The organism is Streptomyces sp. NPDC005202 (assembly GCF_040608235.1).
GTDB lineage: Bacteria > Actinomycetota > Actinomycetes > Streptomycetales > Streptomycetaceae > Streptomyces.
This window is the reverse complement of record NZ_JBEXHW010000047.1, coordinates 1-21784: the sequence shown is the minus strand read 5'-3', so window position 1 is coordinate 21784 and position 21784 is coordinate 1. Positions and strand designations below refer to the sequence as shown.

Below are 21784 nucleotides of genomic sequence, written 5' to 3'. Positions count from 1 at the left end.
TTCACCTACCCGGTTTCGGCGTGGACAGGAAATTGAACAGATCGGTCGGGATCGAGGACGGCGCGATGCCCACCTGGGCGCGCAGCACACCGGCGTTGCTGTCGGTGAGGCTGGTGACCGAGCGGGTCTGCACGACGAACGCGCCGAGATCGTTCAAATGGGACACCAGGTTCCCGGTCACCGGGTCGAGGTTCTTGGTGATCGACCGGAGCGACGGCAGTGCTCCGTTCAGCTTGCCGACGAACGGGCGCAGGTCCGCGACCACCGGACGGGCCTTGGCCACCACCGGCGCTGCAGAGTCCACCGTGTTGCCGACCTGGTCGACGGTTTTCGTCAAGCGGGACAAGGAGTCCGGCAGCGTGCCGGTGGCCCTGTGCAGGTTGTCCAGCGTCGGATCGAGCTGGTTGGACAGGCCCTGCACGGCGTCGGTCGCCTGCTTGAGTTGGCGCGTCACGTCGGGCAGCGTGGCCAGTGTCGCGTCGAGTGTATCGTTGCGCTTGCCGACGGTGTGCAGGGTTCGCTGCAGTGCTGTGGCCAGCTCGGAAAGCCGCTTGTCGTCGCCACCGACGCTACTGGCGATCTCCTGGAGCGAGGTGACCAGCTTGGCGAGCGTGTCCTTCCTGGTCTGCAACGCTTCCGCCACCGGCCGCAGGTTCCTGGCGACTTGGTCGGTCGCGGACACCCCCTCCGGCAACTGGTTCGGTGCCTTGGCGAGCGCCACATCGGCCTCGGACAGCAGGCTGGTCAACGCCTCCCGGGTGTTGACGTCGAGATGCCCGAGCACCTCGTCGACCTGGATCGGCCGCGTCGAGTTGCCCACCGGGAGCACGCCGTCCTTCTTGAGCTCTTTGCCCGGCGGGCCGCCGGGGTTGAGCTCCACGTACATCTCGTTCAGCGGGCTTTTCGGACGCAGCACGACCTTCGCGTTGTCGTAGACGTGGTACTGCGGATCGATCGCCAGTCCTAGCTTGGCGTTCCCGTGGTCGTCCACCTCGGTCGACCTGATTTCGCCGACCTGGACGCCCGCGATGCGCACCTCCTGCCCGTTACCGGGGCTCACGCCCGGGCTGCTCTGCAGGGTCGCGTAGAAGGGGAACTTGTCCTCCCAGGGCCAGTCAAACCGCTGATTGGTCAGGATGATGCCGCCGGCCACCCCAGCCAGGACGACCAGCGCGACGGTGACCGCGACGTTCCGGCTGAGCCCCGGCTCGTTCTTCATCCGCTCCCACGCCCGGACCAGGCGGCGAAGCTTGCTCATCGGGGACCACCCTCCGATTTCTGGACAGGCATCTGGATCAGCTGGGAGACCAGCTGCTCGAAGCTGATGGGCAGCCCGCCGACCGAGCCCGGCCCGACCCCGGCGTGCGCCATGATGACGTGCCCGTTGCGGTCCGAGACCACGGCTTCCCGCACCATGTTCGCGGCGAGGAACCCGACCTCCTTGTAGAACGGCTTGTTGGAACCCGAACCCGTGTAGTTCCCGGTGCCGTTCCACGGCGAGAGCGTGAACTTGGTGATCGGGCCGTTGATCCGGTCGAGTACCGGACCGTTCAGCCCATTCATCACTTCGGTGGCCTGCCGGCTGGCCGGCACCAGGTCCTGCACCAGCGGGCGGGTGTCCACCAGCAGCTTCCTGACGTTGCTGACGAAGGGCTTGGCCTTCACCAGTACCGGATCGGCGTGCTTGAGCGTCGTGTTCAGTTCCCGCGCGACCGGCCTCGCGGAATCGGCGGTGTTCTTCAGCTTCCCGAGCGTGGTGTCCAGTCGGGACAGACCGGATTTCGCGCTGTGCAAGGCATCCGGCAACGTCTGGAGGGTGCCGGAGATGTCCCGAGCCCGGTTGCCCAGCACCGAACTGGTGGACGACAGATTCCGCACGATGGAGTCGAGCTGGCCGTCCTGCTCGGTGAGCACGCGGCTGGTGGATTCCAGGCCGTGCACCAGGTTCGTTAGATCCGTGCGCGGGTTGGTGCCCTGGGCGGCGGTCAACACCTGGCCCGCGGGCACCAGCGCGGGCGGCGCGTCGGCCAGCAACTCGTCGATGGCGGTGGATCCGCCGTTGCCGAGCGTCTTGTCCAGCTGGGCGATGGACGAACGCGCGCCGTCCAGCGCCGAGGGCTGCAACGCCCTGGTGACCTTGTCGAGCTCGACCGGGACCTTGGTGCGCTGGACGGGGATCGTACCGTCGGGACTTCCCTTGTCCCCGCCCGGAACCAGCTCGACGTAGTACTTACCGCCGAGCAGCGTCACCGGGCGGACCTCCGCGGACGGGCTCTTGCCGAGCTTCTCCCGCACGCCGTCGTCGATCTTCACCTCGACCATGGCGGTGCCGTCGCCGTTCCGGTCGACCGAGCTCACCCGGCCGACCGGAACACCGGCGACCTTCACCTCGGTGACGTCTTCTCGGAGCTTGTAGTCCTCCGGGAAGTTGATGCGCAGCACGTCGCCAGCGCTCAGCGTGGTGGCGATGCGGTCCTTGTTGAACAGGGCGGCACCGATCGCCAGTGTCACCACCGCCATCAGCACACCGATCTTCGCCGGGGAAAATTTCCGACGGCCGCCGGCCTCATTCCTACCGAACATTTGCATGCCGACTCACTTTCCCGCTCGCTGGCCAAGCGGACCGTTTGCCCGATCCTTGCTCGCCTGACCCGGTGCCGGATACGCGTTGCGTGACACGGTCGAGTCCTGGACCGGAAGGGTGCCGAGCACCGACTCGGAGCCGACGTTGAGATAGATGCGCAGCCAGTGCCCAGCGGCGTCACCGTTGCTGAGCGCGCTCGACGTGTTGGTGAAGAACGTGGCGATCTCCGGCGCGTACGGCTTGAGCACGGCGAGCGGGACCTGCAAATTGCCGAACGCCTTGGTCAGCACGGGTGCCAACGGCCGCGCGTCGGTGAAGGTATGCGAAAGCGTGGAGACCGCCGGTTTGGCTTTGCCCGCGACGTTGGGGACCTTGTTCAGCGGGGTGACCGCCTGGCGCAGCACGCCCCGGACATCCGGGGTGGCCTGCCCCAACGCCGCCGCGCCCGGTTGGAGCTGCCATGCAGCGGACGCGGTCTGCGCGAGCGGACCGCGTACGGTGTGCAGCGCGCCCCGGACGTCGCGAAGTGTCTCCGGCGCCCGCTGCAACGCTTCCGTCAGCGGCTTTCCGTCGTCCACCGACATCGCCTGCATGGTGGTGTCCAGCTGCCCAAGCAGCTCGCCGAGCTGCTCCTGACGGCCGGCGAACCGGCGGGCCAGGCTGTTCGCGGTGGTCAGCACCGAACGAAGGTCGGCCCCGTCGTTAGTGCTGAGTGCCCGGGCGACCGTGCCGAGGTCCGGCAACATCTTCGGCGCCGCCGACAGCACGTCGTGCACGTCCTGGCTGTGTCCGCCGGCACCGCCGCCAACTTCCCGGACCGTGGTGCCAAGTCCCTTGCGGGTCGGCTCGTCGAGGACCCTGAGCACATCGGACAGATCTTGCGCAGGCGTGGTCTTCGAGGCGGGCAGGGTGTCGTCCGGGCCCAGCACCCCAGCACTGGCGTCGCCGGGATTGACATCGATGAACTTCTGCCCCAGCCCGGAACGCTCGTCGACGACTGCGGTGGCGTTGCGGTAGATCTTGCGTTCGTTGTCGAACGTGAGCAGAACCCGCGGCTTGCCGTCGACCAGGTCGATCTCCTTGACGTGGCCAACTCGCACGTTCGCCACGCGGACGTCGTCGCCGGCCTGCAAGGATCCCACGTTCGTGAAGGCGACCTTGAGCTGGGTGCCCGTCTGCCACGGCACGCCGTAGGTCGCGTTCACTGCCAGCAGCGACGAGGCGGCGAACACCGCAAGCACCCCAATGCCGATGAGCACCGCGCGACTCGGTCGCGTCCTGCGTATCGCTGCCATTAGGACCCTCCCACCAGGAACCCGAGGGCGCCGGATTCTTGTTGTTTACTCAGGCCGGTGACGCCGCCGTCCGGCTGCGGTTGCGGGCTGAGCAGGCCAGGCGAAGGCAGCGGCTGCTGCTGGTGGGGTTTCCCCTTACCGGTGGTGAGCAGCCGGCCGACACCAAGATCACCCTTGAGCCCGGGAACGGTGCCCGTCGCGGAGAACGGCGTCGCTATCACCCGCCCGCGGAAGTAGTGCGACACCCCGTCGTGCCCGGTGGTGCACAGCGCCCAGTTCCTGATGAACGCCATCACCGCGGAGATGTTCTTAGTCAGCCGGGACACCAGCGGGTTCGCCGACCGGATACTTGACGCCAGGTCTGGGCCCGCCTTGCGCAACTCGGCGGCCACCGGTTGCGCCTGGTCGAGCATGCCCTGTGCCTTGTCCAGCACGGGTTGCGCGGACGCCAGTGCGGGATCGGCCGAGTCGGCGAACTGCTTCAGCTCGTTGCTGATCTGCGCGAGGTTGTCCGTGGTGGGGCGCAGCGACTTGAGCATCGGGGTCGTCGAGTTCGCGGTGCCGACCACCTGCGCCAGCGTCGACCGCGCTTCGTTCAACGTCGACGGAAGTTCCGCGAGCGTCGCCTCGAATGCCTGCTGCTGCTCCGACGTGGTGCCGAGCAGCTGGTGCGCCGAGCCCACCAGGCCGTCCAGCGTCTTGCCCTCGTCGCGGGCGAGCGCGGCGGCGACCGGCCCAACGTTGTCGACGACGTTGTTGAGCAACTTGTTCTGCTCGTTGAGGATCTTGACCAGGCCGTCGGTGTCGCGCATCGCCGGCCCGAGCGCCTTGATCGTCGCCTGGATGTTGGCGCCGTTGCCGCGCGCCCCTTCGCCGAGCATGGTGATCAGCGCGGCCAACGACTGCCCGGTCGGATCGTCGACGGTGTTGAGTACCTCGTCCAGATCGGTGTTGCGGGCGGTCCGCTCCACCGGGATCTTGGCACCCGGCGCCATCACCGGCGCCGAAGGTGTGCCGCGGTCGAGCTCCAGGTAGCGCTCGCCGAGCAGACTGACCGGGCGGATCGTCACCTTGGCGTCGTTGTGCAGCGGCAGCGCCTCGGGGTTCAGCTCCATCGTGACGTCGGCTTTCCCGTCCTGCGCCGTGATCTCCGCGATCTCGCCGACCTTGACACCGTCCACTTTGACGTCGTTGCGCACGAGCAGCGGGCTGGCGTCGGCGAATTCGGCGGTCAGCAGGGTGCCGTTCGGTTCGGAACTTTGGTGGATCCCCCAGCTGGCGATGGCCGTCACACTGACGAAGATCACCGCGGCGATGACTCGGGCCTTCGACAGAATCGTTTTCCTGCCGGTGATATTCGTGGTCATCGCACTTCACTCCCGAAGGCGTCGGTCCACGGCTGGCCCCCGGCTTCACCCGGGTACGGGAAGGGCCGGTACTTGAAGTCGGGCGGAAGCATCACGCCCGGATTCATGTTGACGCTTTCCGGGCTCACCGAAAGGTGCAGCCGCGCGTAGTGGCTGTTCTGGTCGTAGTCGGCCATCGCGCTGCCCCAGGTCGAAAAGTTCGCGGCCAGCTCAGGGGTGTAGGGGCGCAGGAACTGTACGGCCGGGCGCAGGGCGCCCACCGCGGAGTTCAGGCCGGTAACCGATGGGTGCGCGGTGTCCAGCAGGCCGGGAGTGTTGTCCAGCAACACATCCGCCGCGGCCAGTGTCGGGCGGAGCTCGCCGACGAGCGGCCGCAGGTTGCGCAGCACCGGGGCGAGATTGCCGGCGACACCGGGCAACCGCTCAGTGGCCGGGCGGAGGTCATCGAGCAGCGGGGCGACCTTGTCCGCCACGCCGGGCACGTGGCCCAGTGTGCGGTTCGCGATGTCCAGCGTGCCGGGCAACGCCTTCAGCGTGTCCGACAACTGCTGCCGCTGCCCGGCGGTTTGCGCGGAAAGGGTGGACAGGCCGTTGACGATGTTGCGTAGATCGCCGTCCCGCGCGGTCAGCGTTTTCACCATATCGTCGACGCGGCTGACCATCTGCTTGATCGCCGGGCCGTCTGTGCCGAGTCCACGCAACACGTCGCCGAGCGCGGCCACCGCGGGTCCGCTGGTCTTCAGCGTCGACCGCAGGTCCTGCTCGTGCCCGGTGACCGTGCCGTCCAACCGCCGCACGAGCGAGGACAACCGAGTCCGGGTCTTCGGGTCGAGCGCGGCGAGCACCTGGTCCAGTTCCATCGGCACGGGCATGTCGCCCTTGAGCATCCCCCCGGACGGGACCGCCGCGTTCTTCGGCGGGCCGTCGGTGACGGTGACGTGGCGCTCGCTGAGCAGTGCCCGCCATTCAACCTGCACCTTGGCACCGTCGTGCAGCGGCACGTGGTCGGCGTCCATGGCCAGTTCGACCCGCGCCTTCCCGTCCTGCACCTTGATCGAGGCGACCTGCCCGGCTTGGAAACCGTTCATCAGCACCGGGCTGCCCTGCACCACGTTCGTCGCTGACGGCAGCAGCACGCTGACGCGATAATCGTCCCTACTCAGCCACCAGGCACCGGCGCCGAACACGGCGACAGCTGCCAACGCGGTGATCATCACACGTCGCATGCGCCTCAGTCCATCCCCAGCGGTCCGGCCGATTCACCGGAAAGGAGCTGGCGGACGAACGGATCTTCCGAGGCGAACGCCTCTTCCGCCTCGCCGTAGTGCACGACCTTGCCCTGCCAGATCACGCCCACGTAGTCACTGACCTTGCGGGCGCTGCGGATGTCGTGCGTGACCAGCAGGTAGGTGCCCTTGTGCCGGGCGTGCATCTCCAGGATCAGGTCGCACAGCAGGCTGGTGCGCACCGGGTCGAGACCGGAGTCCGGCTCGTCAAACAACACGATGTCCGGGTTCATCACCAGCGCACGCGCGAACCCGGCGCGCTTGCGCATACCGCCGGAAATCTCCGACGGCGACTTGGTGAATGACTTTTCGAGGCCCACTTCGGCCAGCCGGCTCATCACGATCTCGGCGATCTCGGCCTCGGACATGTTGGTGTGCTTGCGAAGCGGGAAGGCTACGTTGTCGAACAGGTTCATCGACCCGAACAGCGCGCCGTCCTGGAACAGCACCCCGAACCGTTTACGCAGCTCGTACCGCTCCTGCTCGCTGACCCGCCAGATGTCCTTGCCGAAGACCAGCACCTCGCCAGCGTCCGGTTCTAGCAGGCCGACGAGATGCTTGATCAGCACACTCTTCCCGGTACCCGACGGACCCAGGACCGTCGTGATGGCGTTGTCGGCGAAGTCCAGGTTCATTCCGCGCAGCACCTGGAAATCACCGAAGCTCTTGTGCACACCGCGCACCTGCATCGAGTGGGGAGCCCCGTTCGATGCGACGTCCTTCCCCGTCGGCAGCGTACCGACGCCGGCCGTGCGCTCGGTGGGCTCAGCGTATTCCACCCCCGAACTCGTGCTCATCTTCATGCCTGCTCCTTGAGATTGGCAAACGGCTAGTTCGCGATTGGGGCGTTGGGATTGAGACCCCAGAACAACTGCGTGAACAAGGTGCTCACGATGTGGATCATCACCATGTTCACCATCATCGACTTCGCGGTGTTGGTGCCGACGCCGACCGGACCGCCTCGCGAGTTGTATCCGTAATAGCAACTGACGAAAATGATCACCGTACCCATGGTCATCACTTTTGCGAGCACCATCAGGAAGTCGACCGGGTTCTGGTACAGCCAGAAAATGTAGTTGTACCCACCCGGCGAGACGACGCGCAGCTGCAGCACGGTGACGAGGTATTCGGAGATGAACAGCATGCCGAGCCCGATGGTGTACAAGAAAGGCATGGCCATCCACGTGGCGAGAATGCGCGTGCCGACGAGGTAAGTGCGGGAGTTGATACCCATCACTTCCATCGCGTCGATCTCGTCGGTGATGCGCATCGACCCGATTTCCGCGACCAGGCCGCAGCCGACCTTCGCGGCCAGGATGTAGCCCCACATGTACGGGGACATCTCGCGGAAACCGCAGTAGACATTGAAAATACCGGAGTACAGCGGTGCGCCGATCTGCTTCAGCGTGTAGCTCGCTTCGGTCGCGCACACCGAGCCCATCACGAACTGCATCGCCCAGATGATCAGGCCGCTCGAAAGGATCAAGGTGGCGGCCTGGCGAAGCACTTCACCGACGAAATGTCGAACGTCGGGAAGCCCTCGGATCGTTCTGGCGGAGAATTGGGCGATCTCGCCGCCGGTGGCGAAACTCTGGTGGATCTTCGTCCCGATCACGCCCGGTGTGATGACCAGATCTTCCGGCTTCGGGGCGCCGCCACTCTTCGAATCCCGCCCGCGTTCCGGGCGGAGAACGCTAGTCATATGCGCCTCGCTTCCAAGGTCACTTGTAGACGTGCATATCGGGGTTCAGCCCGAGCAGGATCGTGGTGAACACCCAGTTGAAGACCCAGATCGCGGCGAACGAGATCACCACGGCCTGGTTGACCGCGCGACCCACACCGCTCGGCCCGCCCTCGGCACGGAAACCCTTGTAGCTGCACACCACGCCGATGATCAGGCCGAAGACCGTCGTTTTCACGACGCTGCCCCAGATGTCGGTGGTGGTGGCGTTGTCGAAGAAGCTGTTGACGAACGCCGCAGCGCTCGCGTCGAAGACGAACACCGCCGCGATGAACCCGCCGATTACGCCGAACACCAGGGCGACCAGGTCCATCAGGCCGGTCATGATGGTCACCGCGATCACGCGCGGCAGGATCAGCGTGCGGATCGGGTCGACGCCGAGCACCTCCATCGCGTCGATCTCCTCGCGGATCCGACGGGCGCCGAGGTCGGCGGTCATCGCGGTGCCCACCACGCCGGCGATGACCATTGCGTTGATCCACGGGGCGAACTCCCTGACGCTGGCCATGATGAAGAAGGCGCCGAGCCGCTCCGGCACACCGAAGAGGTTGATGATGTTCCCGCCCTGCAGGCCGGGCGCGCCGAAACCGAACGCGATCGTGGCCACCATCATTGGTAGCCAGCAGAGCTTGAGGATCTGGACCATCTGGTCCCGTACGTCGCCCCAGTAACCGACCGGACGGCGCAACGCCATCATCAGGACCCGGCCGCCGAGCTGGGTCATCTCACCGGCCTGCCGGAACGGGCTGGCCACCATGGACAGGTGTTTCGACGTCGCCTTCGACCGGTTCCGGTGCCTTGCCGGCGAAGGCGACTGCACCGCGCTACTCATCCGAACCACCCGACCTGGACAGGCGGCCGCGTGCGAAGCCGGTGCACGCACTGACCAGCACGGCGACGGCCAAAGTGGACACGATCTGCACCGGCGAGTGGCCGTCAGGCTGCAGTAGCACCAAGGGCAGGATCAGCAGGTACGCGCACACCGCGGAAATCAAGCCGTACCAACGGAAGTCGGCCGAAGCTCCCTGCTCCCACGCGGCCACCACGAAAGCGGCGACCGCGGTGAGGACCAGCCAGAAGGGACCGACCACAGGCACGAACCCCACTGCCGCGGGCGCAAAGAGGCCGCCGATCAGCAAGACGACGAACCCGCGCCAGGCGCCGCGCACCGCGGCCACCGGATCGAACTTGTCGAACCAAGAAATCATCATCGTGATCCGTCCCGCTTTCCCGGTGAGCCGTACGTCAGGCCTTCTCCTCGTCCAGTACGCGAGGCTCCAATTCGATGAGCTTGGCGATGATGTAGTTGAACTGCGGAATGTTCTTCATCATCGGGCCCATCTTCCCCTTGACCGAGATCTGCTTGCTGACCAGCGCGATGTTCACGCTCAGCTCGCCGGTCACCAGCATCCGCTCCCAGTTCTCGCTGTTCCCGGTGAGCACGAATTCACTGTTCGGCGCGTCCGCCACGCTGTCGTAAACGGTGACGTCCGACATCACGCCCTCGGTGAAATTCATCCGGACGACGAGCGGGAGTTTCCCGGTGTAGACGTGGGTCATCCCGAACGTCATCTTCCTGGCCTTCTTGCGCCAGACCGGGTCGCCGTTGAGTGTTTCCGCGAGCGCGTCGTAGAGCTCGCGGGTACCGAAAGTAGGCCTGCTGGTCATTGTTCTTCCCTTTCCCTACAGATCGTTTCCGCCCGCGACCTCGGCGAGGCCGCGCACACCCATTCCGCCGTCACAGTTGATGATCGCGCCGGTCGATGCCGACGAGTTGTTCTTCGAGGCCAGAAGTACGTAATTCCCGGCGTAGTCAGCGGCTTCCGGCAGCTTCTGCAGTACCGTGCACTGCCTTACCAGATCGTCAAGGGGAACCGAGGCAATGGTGGTCTCGCCGAGGCCGAGGGAACCGGGGCCCCGCAGGTCGGTGAGCATGCCGCCGGGGGCGACCCCGTTCACCCGGATCTTGGGGGCCAGTTCGAACGCCAGCTGCTTGATCAACCCGAGCACCGCGTGTTTGGACGCGGTGTACAGCGGGCCGCCGCCACCGGGATAAAACCCGGCGTTGGAGACTGTAAAAATGATCGATCCGCCGGTTGCGGCCAACTCACGAACAGCGGCCTTCGCGCCGAGCAGATAGCCCTTGACATTGATGTGGAACATCTCGTCGAACAGCTTGTCCAGGCCGTCCTCCGGCATGTCGACCAGCTTGGTCGAGAAGTCCCAGATCGCCGCGTTAGCGACGAAAGTGTCGAGCTTTCCGAAGCGCGCCACGGTTTCTTCGACGACCCGGACATTGTCCTGATAACGAGTCACATCGCCGTGGACGCCGATCACTGCGTCGCCGAGATCGGCTTCGAGCTTGGCGAGTTTGTCCGCCGACTTCTCCAGGACACCAACCTGCGCACCTTCGGCCAAGAACCGCTCGACCACCGCGCGGCCGAGGCCGGAGCCACCGCCGGTGACAATAGCGACATTGCCCTGCAACCAACCCATGTTTGATCCCTTATCGCTTGTCTGTGTCACACCTCTGCCGCGTGCATGGCGGCGTCCGCGCTGCTGATCGCGATCCGGATGTCGACCGACTCGTCCCGCACGGCGTCGGTGTCCACGAACACTTCCTGTGCCAGCGCACGCCGGATCGCCCGCAGCTCGCGACGCCGGTTCACCGCCACCGCGCCCTGCACGCGTCCCTGATCGGAGAAGACCCACAACGCGCCCTCGGCGCTGTCCGGGTCTCCTCGGCGGACCACGTCGGTGCCGAGCATGGGCAATCCGGCGATCTCCCAACGCTTTCCGTGCTGTTCGGTCCACGCCCAGGGAATCTCGTCATACGGCTCGTCATGGCCGAGCATCGACTCGACCGCGTTCGCAGCCTGGTTCTGTGCGTTCTGCCAGTGCTCGACGCGAAGCTGCCGGTTGAAGGTCCGGCTGGGAAACCGCGCCAGGTCGCCGGCGGCGTAGATCTCCGGGATCGAGGTACGGCTCGACGAGTCGACGACCACGCCGTGGTCGACCGCGAGCCCGGCGCTGATCGCCAGGTCGGCCACGGGCTCGGAACCGATGCCGATCACGACCGCGCCGGCGGGCAGCACCGTGCCGTCCGCGACCTCGACGGCCTCCACCCGGTCGAAGCCGTGAATCGACTTCAGCGGCGACCGCGCCAGGACCTTCACGCCGCGGCGGTGGTGCTGATCGAGCAGCCACCCGGCGGCTTCCACCCCGAGCACCTGCTTCATCGGCAAGTCACCGGCCATCAGCAGGGTGACGTCGGCGCCCTGCTCGGCGAGGGTTGACGCCAGCTCGGAGCCGATGAAGCCCTCACCGACCACGACGACCGGGACACCGCGCTCGATGACTTCCCGCAGTGCTACCGCGTGTTCCAGGTCCCGTAGGTAGTGCACCCCGCTCAGCGACTCGCCGGGCACCCCGACCGAGCGGGGCCGCACGCCCGTGCACAGCAGCACGCGGTCCGCGTCGACCCGCTCGCCGCCGTCCAGTTCGACCGCGCGGTCGGCCGGACAGAGTTGGGTCACCGGCCTTCCGAGCACCAGCTCAATGTCCCGCTCCGCGTAGGCGTCGGCCGGATGAACCAGCAACCGCTCCGCCGGCAGCTGTCCGCCGAGGAACTCCTTGGACAGCGGCGGGCGTTCGTACGGCAGATGTTTTTCGGCGCCGATCAACCGGATCCGGCCGGAGAACCCGCGCTCGCGAAGCGTGACCGCCGCGCTCGCCCCGGCCAGTCCGGCGCCGATGACGGCGACCGAGTCGAACGATGCGGTCATGAGGCGTCCGCCCACTCCGGCTTGGTTCCCACCAGGACGACTACCGTGTCGTCCCGGATCTCCACGGCGTGCGTCCGCACCGGCCTGCTGGCCGGCAGGGAGCAGGGCTTTCCGGTACGGAGATCGAAGCGGGAAACATGCCAGGGGCACTCGACCGTGTGCCCTTCGAGGTCACCCTCGCTCAGTGAGGCGGTCGCATGCGAGCACGTGTCGTCGATCGCGTAGAACACACCGTCCACATTGAATACCGCGATGGGACGCTCCGCGTCGATCTTCCGTACTTGCCCGGGCGGAAGCTCTTCCGCCTTGCACACCACAAGGGTTTCCGAACCGGAGGGGACGGACGAGCCCATGAGCATACCTTTCAACTCGAACGAACTTTCCGGAGGTCAGACCATGGAGCCGCGGTGGCCCCAGAGGCTCGGCCCGGCGATTTCGGTCACCGTCCAGGTCGAATCGTCGACCAGCACGCCGCCGTGGCCGTATTCCAGCCCGAAACCCGACGGTGTCCTGGCGTAGAAGGAGAACATCTCGTCGTTCGAATGACGGCCAAGGTCCATCATGATTCCGGCACCGCCGTCACGGCAGGCGTCGTGGGCGCGCCCGACCATGTCCACTTCGGACACCTCGACCATGAAGTGGTGGATTCCCTTTTCGGGCGCCTCGATCAACGCCACGCTGTGGTGACGTGGGTTGCACCGCAGGAAGGCGACCCTGGCCGGTCCGAGGCGCATGGTGTCACTGAGCCGGAATCCGAGTACGTCGGTGTAGAAACGCAGGGCATCGTCGAAAACCGGAGTCATCAGCACGACGTGGCCGAGCCCCATGCCGTCTGTGACGAAGCTCGCCGATCGAGGGGAGATGAACGGTTCGACCGACTTTTGCTGACCGTAGAAGAAATCCAGATTGAACCCGGAATTGTCGACCGTCTGGGCCAGCCCCTGGACGTCGCGTGCGGCCGCTTCCTCCGCACTGCACCGGGTGACCTTCAGACCGTCATCCTCGAGCCGTGCGATGACGTCATCGAGTCCCGCGGCGTTCGGGACCTCCCAACCGATCCGGGTCAGTTCCTCGGTGTCGCCCTCTTCGAACTCCAGGCGGTAGCTCCGCTCGTCCAGGCGGAACCGGGTGACGCCGTCGGGGTTGTTCGCAACGGCCTGCATGCCGAGCACGTTCCCGGCGAACTCCCGCCATTCGTCCATTTTGGACGTCGAAATTGTGAGATGCCCTAGTGAGTTTACGGACACGTTCTCCTCCAAGGTCGTTTCAGGACGAGGCCAGGAAACTGACCGTCAGCCGGTTGAACTCGTCGCGGTGCTCCAGCTGGGCCCAGTGCCCGCACCTCGAGAACACGTGCAGCCGCGCATCCGGCATGCGCTTCAGCAGGAAGAAGGCCCCGTCCAGCGGAAGCACCCGATCATCACGTCCCCACACCAAGAGGGTCTTGTGCTGGATCCGGTCGACGTCCCGCCACAGTTCCTCTGGCAGTCGGTCGCCGTCCGGGCCGAACGCCTGGTAGAGACGGGTCGCGTAGTCCATCGCCTCCGGGGTCGTCGCGGCGGCGAACCGGTCTTCCAGCACCTCCGGCGGCACCGTCTTCGGCTCGTAGCTCATGACTTTGATGAGATTCTTCATCCGGTCGATGCTGGGACCGGGCGGGGCGTAGAACGAGAACAGAACCTTCAGGCCCTCCGACGGGTCCGCGGACAGCAGGTTCAGCGCTCCGCCCGCGGGACCCATCAGCACCAGCCGGTCGACCCGATTGGGGAAGTCCAGGGCCAGCTTCAGCGAGGTGCCGCCGCCGAGCGAGTTGCCGACCAGGTGCACCTGCGGAATGTTGAGTGACTCCAGCAGCGCATCCAGCACCCGGGCGTTGAACGTCCAGACGCCGTCCTTGACCACCGGCTTGTCCGACTTTCCGTAGCCGGGCTGATCGACTACGAGTACCCGGAAGTCTTGGGAGAGTCCGGGCACGTTCTGCGAGAAATTGCTCCAGCCCGAGGCGCCGGGGCCACCGCCGTGCAGAAGCACGAGCGGTGGCCGCGCTTCAGCCGCAGCCGTACGCGCACCGGTGTCGTGATAGTGAATGCGAAGGCCCTCGAGATCGGCGAAACGCGAAGTTTCGTCAGCGGTGAGGTTGCCGCTCGTGCGCGTCATACTGCTGCCTCCGGATTTCAGAAGAAGATGCTCATGTTCTTGGCGAGGATCAGGGTCTGGTCGAGGAAGATCTGCCGGCGGGCGATCAACCAGCCGTAGTCTGCGTCCTCACTTCTCCGGAGCACGTCCTCACGGAAACCGACGAAGAAGTCGACGTCGCGATCGAGCCGGCCTCGGTAGAGCAGGATGTTGCTGCGGACGAGCAGTTCGTCGGGAGAATCCCCGGGCTCGATGATCACGTTGTGCACCATGTGCCTGGTCCGCGAAGGCGGCTCTTCCGCCCACGCCATACCCGACCTGATGCGGGTGACCCGCTCTTCCAGATGGCGCTTGTTCTCGTCGAAATGCGCGACCTCGTTCGGCGCCGAAAACTCCTTGTCGAGTTCGCGTTCGTAGCGAACTGTCCGGGTCGGCATCCAGTAGTGGGTGTCGTCGCTGAACAGGTCGAGCCATTCCTCGAACCGGCGCTCATCGAGGAACCTCGCCTCGAGGTAGAGGAACTGCTCGATCTGGTGCTGCAGCTCGACACTGACCGAAGTCACGGGTGAGCTTTCGAGTAGTGTGGTCATCCGGAAACCTCCACGGCCTGTCGCACAGATGCCATCAGTTCGTCCCAGGACATGCCGCTCGCCATGTCGGCCCACCGCTTGTAGAAACCGCGTGCCGCCATTTCGCAGTAGACGCGGTTCAACTTTCCTGGGAAATCTGGGTCGTCGTGCCATTCGTGGCCGAGACCCATCTGCAGGTTAAAACTGCTCTGCTTGGCGATGTGACCGCGCAGCACGCGCTGGATCTCGCTCCAGTTCTCGCCGTCGTCCTGCTCGAAGAGGCCGGCCACACTGAACGTGCGACCGGTGCCGATCCGCTGCGCTTCACGCACGTCGGCTGGGGCGTTCTTGTCCACCAGCGTCCAGGCCCAGACCTCCATTTCGTTCGGGCCCTTCGGGTGCCAGATCCGCAGCGTGTTGATGCCCGGCAGGAACGAGAAGTTCGGGAACAGCGTCGCGTGCGCCCCGCGCATGCGCTCAGCCCGCGCGTCGCCGAGCCGCCCGATCGCCTCCGGGTTCCCACCCTGGAACCAGTCGGCGGGCTTCTGCCCGACGATGTTCGCGAGGACGTCACCGGACTCGACGAAGAATCCGGTACCGTGCCCCAGTTCCGAGCTGAACTGGCGGCCCTTCGTACCGTCCATCGGGAAGACTTCTTCGTCGACGTCCTGATCGTCCGGCGTCAGCGCGAGCACCGCCGAGGCGTGACTGATCGGCGCGTGGTACATGTCGCTGCAGAACTGCTCCGCCGCGAACTTCCAGTTCGCCGGGAACACCCACCGGTGAGCACCACCGATGAGTTCGGTACCGGCGGCCGTCCGGTCGGCGAAGGCGTCGAAATAGAACCGGAAATCGCCGATGTAGTCCAGAAGAGGAGGCGCGGTGGGGTCCCAGGTAGCGAAGATGAACCCCTTGTAACTGTCCACCTGGGCGACCTTGACGGCGCCCCATTCGGCCTTGTTGATTTCGTCGTGGTAGGCGTCGTCTTCACTGGGAACGCCGACGAGATTTCCTTCGAGGTCATAGGTCCAGCCGTGGTAGCTGCACGAGAAGCTCTTGGCAGAACCCGCATCCGCCCGGCACAGCCGCATACCGCGATGCCGGCACTGGTTCATGAAGACACCGACCGAACCGTCCCGCTTGCGGACCACCAGCACCGGGTCCTCGCCCATGTAGGTGGTCACATAGTCCCCACGATTCGGAATCTGGCTGTCGTGCGCGAGGAACAGCCAGCACCGCGCGAAGACGTTCTTCAGCTCTTGCCGGTAGATCTCTTCGTCCTCGTAGATTCGGGGATCCAACGTACCCTGTTGGACGTCCACCAAATCACGGATATCCATTACCAATTCAGGCCTCCTTCGAGCGACCCTTGGCCTCACTCTGTGGCGTTGGTTCAGTCAGTGTGCAATCTGACACAACGACGGGCATCCGTGAAACATACGGAAAGCTGCCCGGAGGTAGCCCGGTTGCTCCTCCGCCAGGGCTTCGGCGTAGTCGCCGCTTGAGCGGGTTGTATCCTGATGAGTGGTGGTGAGGGGCCCCGAGACAGAGCAGGCACGGTTTCCCAACATCAGGTGGGTGTCGAGTCCATTGATCCCACGGAAGTCCGTGCCTGCCGTCGCATTTTCCCCGATCCCCCCCGTTCTTGATCAACCCCGTGATCAGCCGGACACGGCCGAGCATGAACTGCCCGGTCTGCTGGCCCGGTTGGCCGAAATCCCCGATCCGCGCAAGCCCGTGGTGTCCGCCATGGCCTGGTGTAAGTCCTGGCGCTGGCGGTCCTGCTCGGTCCTGGCCGGAGCGACCTCGCTGCTGGCGATCAGCGAGTTGGGTCGCCGATGCCCCGCCGACGGTCCTGGACCGTCTCGGTGCCGACTGCCCGCTGACCGGCACCCGGCCAGTGCCCGCCGAGACGAAGGACGCGGAGCTGCTGGTGCTGCGGCACGAGAACACCGTCCTGCGCCGCCGGGTCGCTGGCCCGGTCCGCTACGAGCCCGCGGACCGGTTCTGGCTGGCGGCGCTGTCCCCGACATCCCCGCGAGCGATCGAAAGTATCCGGCGCGAGGCCCTCGACCACGTCCTGATCACAGGCGAGGCCCACGCCCGGCAGGTCCTGGCCGCCCACCAGTAGCACTACAAGGGGCACCGCCCGTCGGGCTCGCCATCAGCTTTCACCCGAGTCCGAACAACAGCCCGCCACCGTGCACGGCGTCGATACGCGCACACTCCTGCGCACCCGCGTCCTCGGCGGCGTCATCAACGAGTAACACTACGCCGCTTGACCAGCAGCGATGACTTTCCGAGCCCGACAGGGTCGAATGATCCCTTGAGGTTGTCCCGCCGCGGTCAGATGCCCCCGCGGAGGACGCGGGACAGGCCAAGGGCCGCCGTCCGCACCGCCGGAGCCAGCTGGGCGGGGCGGAAGCGCGGCCGCGGCAGCGCCACCGAGAGCGCGGCCACGGCCGTGCCTCCGGCGAACACCGGGGCTGCGATGCAGCTCACCCCCGGCGCGGCCTCCTGCTCCTCGTAGGCCAGGCCCGACACCTGGATCTTCTCCAGCGCCGTACGCAGCCGCGCCGGGTCGCTGATCGAGTGCGGGGTGAGGCTCGGCAGCGGCCGGGACAGTACCTCTTCGGTCAGCTCGGCGCCGGAGAAGGCGAGCAGGGCCTTGCCCACACCGGTGCAGGTCAACGGCAGGCTGCCGCCGATGCGGGAGGGCAGTTGCAAGGCATCGTGCCCGTGGATGCGCTCCAGGTAGACCACCTCGAAACCCTCGCGGACCCCTAGGTGGACTGTCTCGCGGGTGGCCTCGAACAGATCCTGCAGAAACGGCAGGGCCGCCTCGCGCAGATCGCGCCGGCGCGGCACCAGCGAGCCGAGTTCGAACAGCTTTCCGCCGAGCTGGTAGTGGGCGCCCGAGCGCTCCAGCCAGCCCAGGCGGAGGAGTTCCGCCGCCAGCCGGTGAACCGTCGGCTTGGGCAGGCCCGTGCGCTCCGAAAGTTCCGTAAGGCGGTAAGGACCCCCGGTCGGGCGGAAGTATTCGAGGATGAGTGCGGCTTTGTCCAGCATGCTGCCACCCGCATTGTTCCGTGTCACGAAACAAGGATTGTTCCAACGAGGGCGCAGTGTCTATACCGGGAGGCGTGATCGGTGGCACCGAGAGCCCCCGTCCCCACCACTCCCCTCTGGAGGTAGCCCCGTGCCGACCGTCCCCGACCGCCTCCAACCGGACGCCGTCCCACCGGCCGTGGTCAAGGCCGCCGACGTGCTGGCGGAGGCAGCCCGCACCGGGGCCGCCTGCCCGCCGGTGCGCACGCTCTTCGACGACGGTGACATCGAGACCGCCTACGTCGTGCAGCAGCTGAACGTCCAGCGCGGTGTGGCCGCCGGCCGCCGGATCGTCGGCCGCAAGATCGGCCTGACCTCCCCGGCCGTGCAGCGCCAACTCGGCGTGGACCAGCCGGACTTCGGCGCGCTGTTCGCCGACATGGCCGTGCCGGAGGGCGGCGAGGTGCCTGCCGGGCGGCTGCTCCAGCCCAAGGTGGAGGCCGAGGTCGCACTCGTACTCGGCAGCGACCTGCCGCACCGCCAGTGCACCGTCGTTGATGTGCTGCGCGCCACCGAATTCGCGCTTCCCGCCTTGGAGATCGTCGACAGCCGGGTACAGGACTGGGACATCTCCATCGTCGACACCGTCGCCGACAACGCCTCCAGCGGTCTTTACGTCCTGGGCGGCTCCCCCGTGCCGCTGACCGGGGTCAACCTCCGCTCCGTACGGATGACCATGACCCGCAGCGGCGAGGTGGCCTCCGAGGGCACCGGCGCCGACTGCCTCGGCAGCCCCCTCAACGCGGCCGCCTGGCTGGCCTCGGCCCTTGCCGAGATGGGGGACCCGCTGAGGACGGGAGACCTGGTTCTGACCGGGGCCCTGGGGCCAATGGCTCCTGCTTCTCCGGGTGATGAGTTCGAGGCTCGTATTTCGAACCTGGGCTCTGTACGGGTCGGGTTCGTCGCGGAAGGAGAGAAGCGATGAGCAGTGAGACGAACGCCCGCACCAAGGTGGCGGTCATCGGGTCGGGCAACATCGGCACGGACCTGATGATCAAGGTGCTGCGGCTGTCCGACAGCCTGGAGATGGCCGCGATGGTGGGCATCGACCCCGACTCCGACGGCCTGGCACGGGCCCGCCGCCTGAAGGTGGCCACCGCCCATGAGGGCGTGAACGGGCTGGTGAAGATGGACGAGTTCGCCGACGTGGAGATCGTCTTCGACGCGACCTCCGCCGGCGCCCACCGGCGCCACGACGAGCTGCTGCGCGCGCTCGGCCGCACCCTCATCGACCTCACCCCAGCGGCCATTGGCCCGTACGTTGTGCCGCCGGTCAACGGCGAGGCGCACCTGGACGTCCCGAACGTCAACATGGTCACCTGTGGTGGCCAGGCCACGATTCCGATCGTGGCCGCCGTCTCGGCCGTCACCCCTGTCCGCTACGGGGAGATCGTCGCCTCCATCGCCTCTCGCTCCGCCGGGCCCGGCACCCGGGCGAACATCGACGAGTTCACCGAGACCACCGCCTCGGCCATCGAGCAGGTCGGCGGTGCCGCCCGCGGCAAGGCGGTGATCATCCTCAATCCGGCCGAGCCCCCGCTGATCATGCGCGACACCGTGCACTGCCTGGTCTCGGACTGCGACACCGAGGCGGTCACGGCCTCGATCGAGGAGATGGTCGGCCGCGTCCAGGGTTACGTGCCCGGCTACCGCCTCAAGCAGAAGGTGCAGTTCGACCGCGTGACGGCCGACGACCCGCTGCGCGGGCTGCTGCCCGACGGGGCCGCCGGCGCCGATGCGGTGAAGGTCTCGGTCTTCCTCGAGGTCGAGGGCGCCGCCCACTACCTCCCGGCCTACGCCGGAAATCTCGACATCATGACCTCGGCCGCGCTGCGCACCGCGGAGCGCATGGCCGCACACCGCTCCAGCGAGGTGGCAGCCCGATGACCACGACCGAGCCCACCGCGACCGCACCGGTCGCCGAGCCCACCGCCCTGTACGTCCAGGACGTGACCCTGCGGGACGGCATGCACGCGGTCCGGCACCGCTACACCGTCGAGCAGGCGCGGGCCATCGCCGCCGCGCTGGACGCCGCCGGTGTCGGCGCCATCGAGATCGCCCACGGCGACGGCCTGTCCGGCTCCAGCATCAACTACGGCGTCGGCGCCCACACCGACTGGGAGTGGATCGAGGCCGTCACCGACGTCACCCGCGACGCGGTCCCCACCACGCTGCTGCTTCCCGGGATCGGCACCCTGCACGACCTCAAGCAGGCGCACGCCCTGGGTATCCGCTCGGTTCGCGTCGCCACGCACTGCACCGAGGCCGACATCTCCGCCCAGCACATCGCCGCCGCCCGTGAACTGGGCATGGACGTCGCCGGATTCCTGATGATGTCCCACATGGCCGAGCCGGCCGAACTCGCCCGTCAGGCCAAGCTGATGGAGTCCTACGGAGCCAACTGCGTCTATGTCACCGACTCCGGCGGCCGGCTGACCATGGACGGGGTACGGGACCGCTTCCGCGCCTACCGCGATGTGCTCGACACCGCCACCGAGCTCGGCATCCACGCCCACCACAACCTGGCACTCGGCGTGGCCAACACCGTCGTCGCCGTGGAGGGCGGGGCCGTACGGGTCGATGCCTCGCTGGCCGGGCAGGGCGCGGGGGCCGGCAACTGCCCGCTGGAGGCGTTCATCGCCGTCGCCGACCTCATGGGCTGGAAGCACGGCTGCGACCTCTTCCCGCTCATGGACGCCGCCGACGACCTGGTCCGCCCCCTGCAGGACCGGGAGGTACGGGTGGACCGCGAGACCCTCAGCCTCGGCTACGCCGGCGTGTACTCCAGCTTCCTGCGCCACGCCGAGGCCGCCGCCGCCCGGTACGGACTGGACACCCGCACCATCCTCGTCGAGGTGGGCCGACGAGGAATGGTCGGCGGCCAGGAGGACATGATCACGGACGTCGCCCTGGACCTCGTGTCTCGCGCGATCTGACGATGCGCAGTGGGCTCGGCTGGAACCGCTGCTGCCGAAGGGCAAGAAGCCGGGACGGCCGCCGATTTGGACCAAGCGGCAGCTGATCGACGGCGTACGGTGGCGGACCCGCACCGGGACGCCATGGCGGGATGTCCCGCGACCTTGAGTGAACAGTTGTAATCCACAACTGTTCACTCAAGGTCGATCACCAAACCTCTCACCAAAGGACCCCGATGATCTTCCTCATGGCCGCCCTACTCCTGCTGGGCACACTGCTCGGCGTGGCAGCACACACCCCCCTGCCGGTAACTCTGCTCGCAGCGACCGTCATCGGCGCCTGGCTGCTGGGCTTCGCGCTTCGAGAGCGCATGCACGGCAAGGGAGACGCCCGATGAACTCCGCCGCCCAGCCGCGTCGCCCCCGGCAGCCCCGGTCCAGCGCCGCCCTCCGTCGCGACGCCGACGGAATGGCCGTCGCATCCTTCGTATTCGGCCTGGTCGGACTGCTGGTCTTCAACCTCCTGCTCGGCCCCTGCGCCCTCGTGCTCGGCGGACTCGCGCTCACGCAGGGTACCGGCCGCCGAGGCCGCGCCCGCCTGGGTATGGGGCTCGGCGCCGCCGATCTCATCCTCCTCGCCACCGTCGTCACCGCGAACGGCACCGTCTCCTGGAGCTCCACCGGCTGACAATCGGGCTGATAACCGGCTGCGAGGGCTTGAGGTGCCTTCCGCTCCGAAGCCCGGCGCGCCCCATACCGGGAACCAGCGGGCGAGATCCTGCTCGATCCGCAGGTCATCTGCGAGCAGCGCCCGTACCTGCAGCTTCAGCGCGTTGTCGCGCCTCTCCACGCCGCCCGGGAGCGGCGCGAAGGGATGATGTCGGCGTACTCCTTAAAGTGCTCAGCTAAGACCGTGTCCTATGTGGTGAGGCGGAGCAGTCGCTTGTAGCAGCACAGGGCTGCGGCGAGTCCGAGAAAGGCCAGGTAGTTGCGGGGGT

The 21784-nt window shown here is 66.7% G+C and carries 24 protein-coding genes and 1 pseudogene; 7 read left to right on the top strand and 18 right to left on the bottom strand.

From position 1 onward, the window contains the following. Position 1 precedes the first annotated feature (1 nt). The 17 genes from ABZV31_RS35165 to ABZV31_RS35085 form a co-directional block, all read right to left on the bottom strand. Entirely contained in the window at positions 2 to 1258 is a 1257-nt protein-coding gene (locus tag ABZV31_RS35165) for an MlaD family protein (RefSeq protein ID WP_355900910.1), read from the bottom strand. After that, on the bottom strand, positions 1255 to 2583 hold the full coding sequence (locus ABZV31_RS35160) for an MlaD family protein (RefSeq protein ID WP_355900909.1): 1329 nt from the start codon (positions 2581 to 2583) through the stop codon (positions 1255 to 1257). The genes ABZV31_RS35165 and ABZV31_RS35160 overlap by 4 nt, the downstream gene beginning before the upstream one ends. Before the next feature lie 12 nt (positions 2584 to 2595). Next, complete coding sequence (locus ABZV31_RS35155; RefSeq protein WP_355900908.1) at positions 2596 to 3843, bottom strand: MlaD family protein; 1248 nt, start codon at positions 3841 to 3843, stop codon at positions 2596 to 2598. A gap of 35 nt (positions 3844 to 3878) precedes the next feature. Continuing rightward, entirely contained in the window at positions 3879 to 5246 is a 1368-nt protein-coding gene (locus ABZV31_RS35150) for an MlaD family protein (RefSeq protein WP_355900907.1), read from the bottom strand. Beyond that, positions 5243 to 6460, bottom strand: coding sequence for an MlaD family protein (locus ABZV31_RS35145; RefSeq protein ID WP_355900906.1), 1218 nt, complete (start codon positions 6458 to 6460; stop codon positions 5243 to 5245). Before ABZV31_RS35145 ends, ABZV31_RS35150 begins: the two co-directional genes overlap by 4 nt. Before the next feature lie 17 nt (positions 6461 to 6477). Next, entirely contained in the window at positions 6478 to 7335 is an 858-nt protein-coding gene (locus ABZV31_RS35140) for an ABC transporter ATP-binding protein (protein ID WP_355900905.1), read from the bottom strand. 26 nt (positions 7336 to 7361) lie between these two features. Then, positions 7362 to 8234, bottom strand: a complete 873-nt coding sequence (locus tag ABZV31_RS35135) for an ABC transporter permease (RefSeq protein WP_355900904.1) — start codon at positions 8232 to 8234, stop codon at positions 7362 to 7364. Positions 8235 to 8253: 19 nt separating this feature from the next. After that, on the bottom strand, positions 8254 to 9030 hold the full coding sequence (locus tag ABZV31_RS35130) for an ABC transporter permease (RefSeq protein ID WP_355900903.1): 777 nt from the start codon (positions 9028 to 9030) through the stop codon (positions 8254 to 8256). 67 nt (positions 9031 to 9097) lie between these two features. Next, the gene (locus ABZV31_RS35125) at positions 9098 to 9484 is read right to left on the bottom strand and encodes a hypothetical protein (protein WP_355900902.1); all 387 of its coding nucleotides are present in this window, start codon (positions 9482 to 9484) and stop codon (positions 9098 to 9100) included. A gap of 34 nt (positions 9485 to 9518) precedes the next feature. Next, entirely contained in the window at positions 9519 to 9941 is a 423-nt protein-coding gene (locus ABZV31_RS35120) for a hypothetical protein (RefSeq protein ID WP_355900901.1), read from the bottom strand. A gap of 15 nt (positions 9942 to 9956) precedes the next feature. Further along, positions 9957 to 10769, bottom strand: a complete 813-nt coding sequence (gene hcaB / locus ABZV31_RS35115; protein ID WP_355900900.1) for a 3-(cis-5,6-dihydroxycyclohexa-1,3-dien-1-yl)propanoate dehydrogenase — start codon at positions 10767 to 10769, stop codon at positions 9957 to 9959. Positions 10770 to 10795: 26 nt separating this feature from the next. Further along, the gene (locus ABZV31_RS35110; protein WP_355900899.1) at positions 10796 to 12058 is read right to left on the bottom strand and encodes an FAD-dependent oxidoreductase; all 1263 of its coding nucleotides are present in this window, start codon (positions 12056 to 12058) and stop codon (positions 10796 to 10798) included. Beyond that, positions 12055 to 12411 (bottom strand): bifunctional 3-phenylpropionate/cinnamic acid dioxygenase ferredoxin subunit, encoded by a 357-nt coding sequence (locus ABZV31_RS35105; protein WP_355900898.1) that lies wholly within the window; start codon positions 12409 to 12411, stop codon positions 12055 to 12057. Before ABZV31_RS35105 ends, ABZV31_RS35110 begins: the two co-directional genes overlap by 4 nt. A 36-nt stretch (positions 12412 to 12447) precedes the next feature. Further along, complete coding sequence (locus tag ABZV31_RS35100; protein WP_355900897.1) at positions 12448 to 13260, bottom strand: VOC family protein; 813 nt, start codon at positions 13258 to 13260, stop codon at positions 12448 to 12450. Between the two features lie 64 nt (positions 13261 to 13324). Further along, entirely contained in the window at positions 13325 to 14215 is an 891-nt protein-coding gene (hsaD, locus tag ABZV31_RS35095; RefSeq protein WP_355900896.1) for a 4,5:9,10-diseco-3-hydroxy-5,9,17-trioxoandrosta-1(10),2-diene-4-oate hydrolase, read from the bottom strand. Positions 14216 to 14232: 17 nt separating this feature from the next. Further along, the gene (locus ABZV31_RS35090; RefSeq protein WP_355900895.1) at positions 14233 to 14757 is read right to left on the bottom strand and encodes a 3-phenylpropionate/cinnamic acid dioxygenase subunit beta; all 525 of its coding nucleotides are present in this window, start codon (positions 14755 to 14757) and stop codon (positions 14233 to 14235) included. 23 nt (positions 14758 to 14780) lie between these two features. Beyond that, entirely contained in the window at positions 14781 to 16103 is a 1323-nt protein-coding gene (locus tag ABZV31_RS35085) for an aromatic ring-hydroxylating dioxygenase subunit alpha (RefSeq protein WP_355900894.1), read from the bottom strand. Positions 16104 to 16663: 560 nt separating this feature from the next. Here ABZV31_RS35085 and ABZV31_RS35080 point away from each other — a divergent pair. Then, positions 16664 to 16894: a hypothetical protein gene (locus tag ABZV31_RS35080; protein WP_355900893.1), complete on the top strand. Its 231-nt coding sequence runs from the start codon at positions 16664 to 16666 to the stop codon at positions 16892 to 16894. A 215-nt stretch (positions 16895 to 17109) separates the two neighbouring features. On the opposite strand, the gene ABZV31_RS35075 is transcribed toward ABZV31_RS35080, so the two are convergent. Next, positions 17110 to 17832 carry an IclR family transcriptional regulator gene (locus ABZV31_RS35075; protein ID WP_355900892.1) on the bottom strand — a complete coding sequence of 241 codons (723 nt, stop codon included), beginning with the start codon at positions 17830 to 17832 and terminating at the stop codon, positions 17110 to 17112. Positions 17833 to 17962: 130 nt separating this feature from the next. On the opposite strand from ABZV31_RS35075, the gene mhpD reads away from it, so the two are divergent. From mhpD to ABZV31_RS35045, 6 genes and pseudogenes are all read left to right on the top strand, one after another. Next, positions 17963 to 18796 carry a 2-keto-4-pentenoate hydratase gene (gene mhpD / locus ABZV31_RS35070; RefSeq protein ID WP_355900891.1) on the top strand — a complete coding sequence of 278 codons (834 nt, stop codon included), beginning with the start codon at positions 17963 to 17965 and terminating at the stop codon, positions 18794 to 18796. Beyond that, on the top strand, positions 18793 to 19758 hold the full coding sequence (locus tag ABZV31_RS35065; protein ID WP_355900890.1) for an acetaldehyde dehydrogenase (acetylating): 966 nt from the start codon (positions 18793 to 18795) through the stop codon (positions 19756 to 19758). Before mhpD ends, ABZV31_RS35065 begins: the two co-directional genes overlap by 4 nt. Further along, positions 19755 to 20807 (top strand): 4-hydroxy-2-oxovalerate aldolase, encoded by a 1053-nt coding sequence (gene dmpG / locus ABZV31_RS35060; RefSeq protein WP_355900889.1) that lies wholly within the window; start codon positions 19755 to 19757, stop codon positions 20805 to 20807. The genes ABZV31_RS35065 and dmpG overlap by 4 nt, the downstream gene beginning before the upstream one ends. A 1-nt stretch (position 20808) precedes the next feature. Continuing rightward, positions 20809 to 20946 (top strand): annotated as a pseudogene (locus ABZV31_RS35055) (transposase); the annotation flags it as partial. An 88-nt stretch (positions 20947 to 21034) separates the two neighbouring features. Next, a complete protein-coding gene (locus ABZV31_RS35050; RefSeq protein ID WP_355900918.1) occupies positions 21035 to 21184 on the top strand; it encodes a hypothetical protein in 150 nt (49 codons plus the stop codon). Then, the gene (locus ABZV31_RS35045; protein WP_355900888.1) at positions 21181 to 21474 is read left to right on the top strand and encodes a DUF4190 domain-containing protein; all 294 of its coding nucleotides are present in this window, start codon (positions 21181 to 21183) and stop codon (positions 21472 to 21474) included. The genes ABZV31_RS35050 and ABZV31_RS35045 overlap by 4 nt, the downstream gene beginning before the upstream one ends. The last annotated feature ends 310 nt before the right edge of the window (positions 21475 to 21784 follow it).

Excerpts from the sequence above, each read along its gene's own strand:
- ABZV31_RS35065 (WP_355900890.1), top strand. The coding sequence starts at position 18,793 with ATGAGCAGTGAGACGAACGCCCGCACCAAGGTGGCGGTCATCGGGTCG.
- ABZV31_RS35160 (WP_355900909.1), bottom strand. The coding sequence starts at position 2,583 with ATGTTCGGTAGGAATGAGGCCGGCGGCCGTCGGAAATTTTCCCCGGCG.
- hsaD (WP_355900896.1), bottom strand. The coding sequence starts at position 14,215 with ATGACGCGCACGAGCGGCAACCTCACCGCTGACGAAACTTCGCGTTTC.
- ABZV31_RS35125 (WP_355900902.1), bottom strand. The coding sequence starts at position 9,484 with ATGATGATTTCTTGGTTCGACAAGTTCGATCCGGTGGCCGCGGTGCGC.
- ABZV31_RS35100 (WP_355900897.1), bottom strand. The coding sequence starts at position 13,260 with ATGGACGAATGGCGGGAGTTCGCCGGGAACGTGCTCGGCATGCAGGCC.
- ABZV31_RS35110 (WP_355900899.1), bottom strand. The coding sequence starts at position 12,058 with ATGACCGCATCGTTCGACTCGGTCGCCGTCATCGGCGCCGGACTGGCC.
- ABZV31_RS35165 (WP_355900910.1), bottom strand. The coding sequence starts at position 1,258 with ATGAGCAAGCTTCGCCGCCTGGTCCGGGCGTGGGAGCGGATGAAGAAC.
- ABZV31_RS35135 (WP_355900904.1), bottom strand. The coding sequence starts at position 8,234 with ATGACTAGCGTTCTCCGCCCGGAACGCGGGCGGGATTCGAAGAGTGGC.
- ABZV31_RS35050 (WP_355900918.1), top strand. The coding sequence starts at position 21,035 with ATGGCCGCCCTACTCCTGCTGGGCACACTGCTCGGCGTGGCAGCACAC.
- ABZV31_RS35130 (WP_355900903.1), bottom strand. The coding sequence starts at position 9,030 with ATGGTGGCCAGCCCGTTCCGGCAGGCCGGTGAGATGACCCAGCTCGGC.
- ABZV31_RS35105 (WP_355900898.1), bottom strand. The coding sequence starts at position 12,411 with ATGGGCTCGTCCGTCCCCTCCGGTTCGGAAACCCTTGTGGTGTGCAAG.
- ABZV31_RS35085 (WP_355900894.1), bottom strand. The coding sequence starts at position 16,103 with ATGGATATCCGTGATTTGGTGGACGTCCAACAGGGTACGTTGGATCCC.
- ABZV31_RS35120 (WP_355900901.1), bottom strand. The coding sequence starts at position 9,941 with ATGACCAGCAGGCCTACTTTCGGTACCCGCGAGCTCTACGACGCGCTC.
- ABZV31_RS35140 (WP_355900905.1), bottom strand. The coding sequence starts at position 7,335 with ATGAAGATGAGCACGAGTTCGGGGGTGGAATACGCTGAGCCCACCGAG.
- ABZV31_RS35075 (WP_355900892.1), bottom strand. The coding sequence starts at position 17,832 with ATGCTGGACAAAGCCGCACTCATCCTCGAATACTTCCGCCCGACCGGG.
- ABZV31_RS35150 (WP_355900907.1), bottom strand. The coding sequence starts at position 5,246 with ATGACCACGAATATCACCGGCAGGAAAACGATTCTGTCGAAGGCCCGA.
- ABZV31_RS35045 (WP_355900888.1), top strand. The coding sequence starts at position 21,181 with ATGAACTCCGCCGCCCAGCCGCGTCGCCCCCGGCAGCCCCGGTCCAGC.
- ABZV31_RS35145 (WP_355900906.1), bottom strand. The coding sequence starts at position 6,460 with ATGATCACCGCGTTGGCAGCTGTCGCCGTGTTCGGCGCCGGTGCCTGG.
- hcaB (WP_355900900.1), bottom strand. The coding sequence starts at position 10,769 with ATGGGTTGGTTGCAGGGCAATGTCGCTATTGTCACCGGCGGTGGCTCC.
- dmpG (WP_355900889.1), top strand. The coding sequence starts at position 19,755 with ATGACCACGACCGAGCCCACCGCGACCGCACCGGTCGCCGAGCCCACC.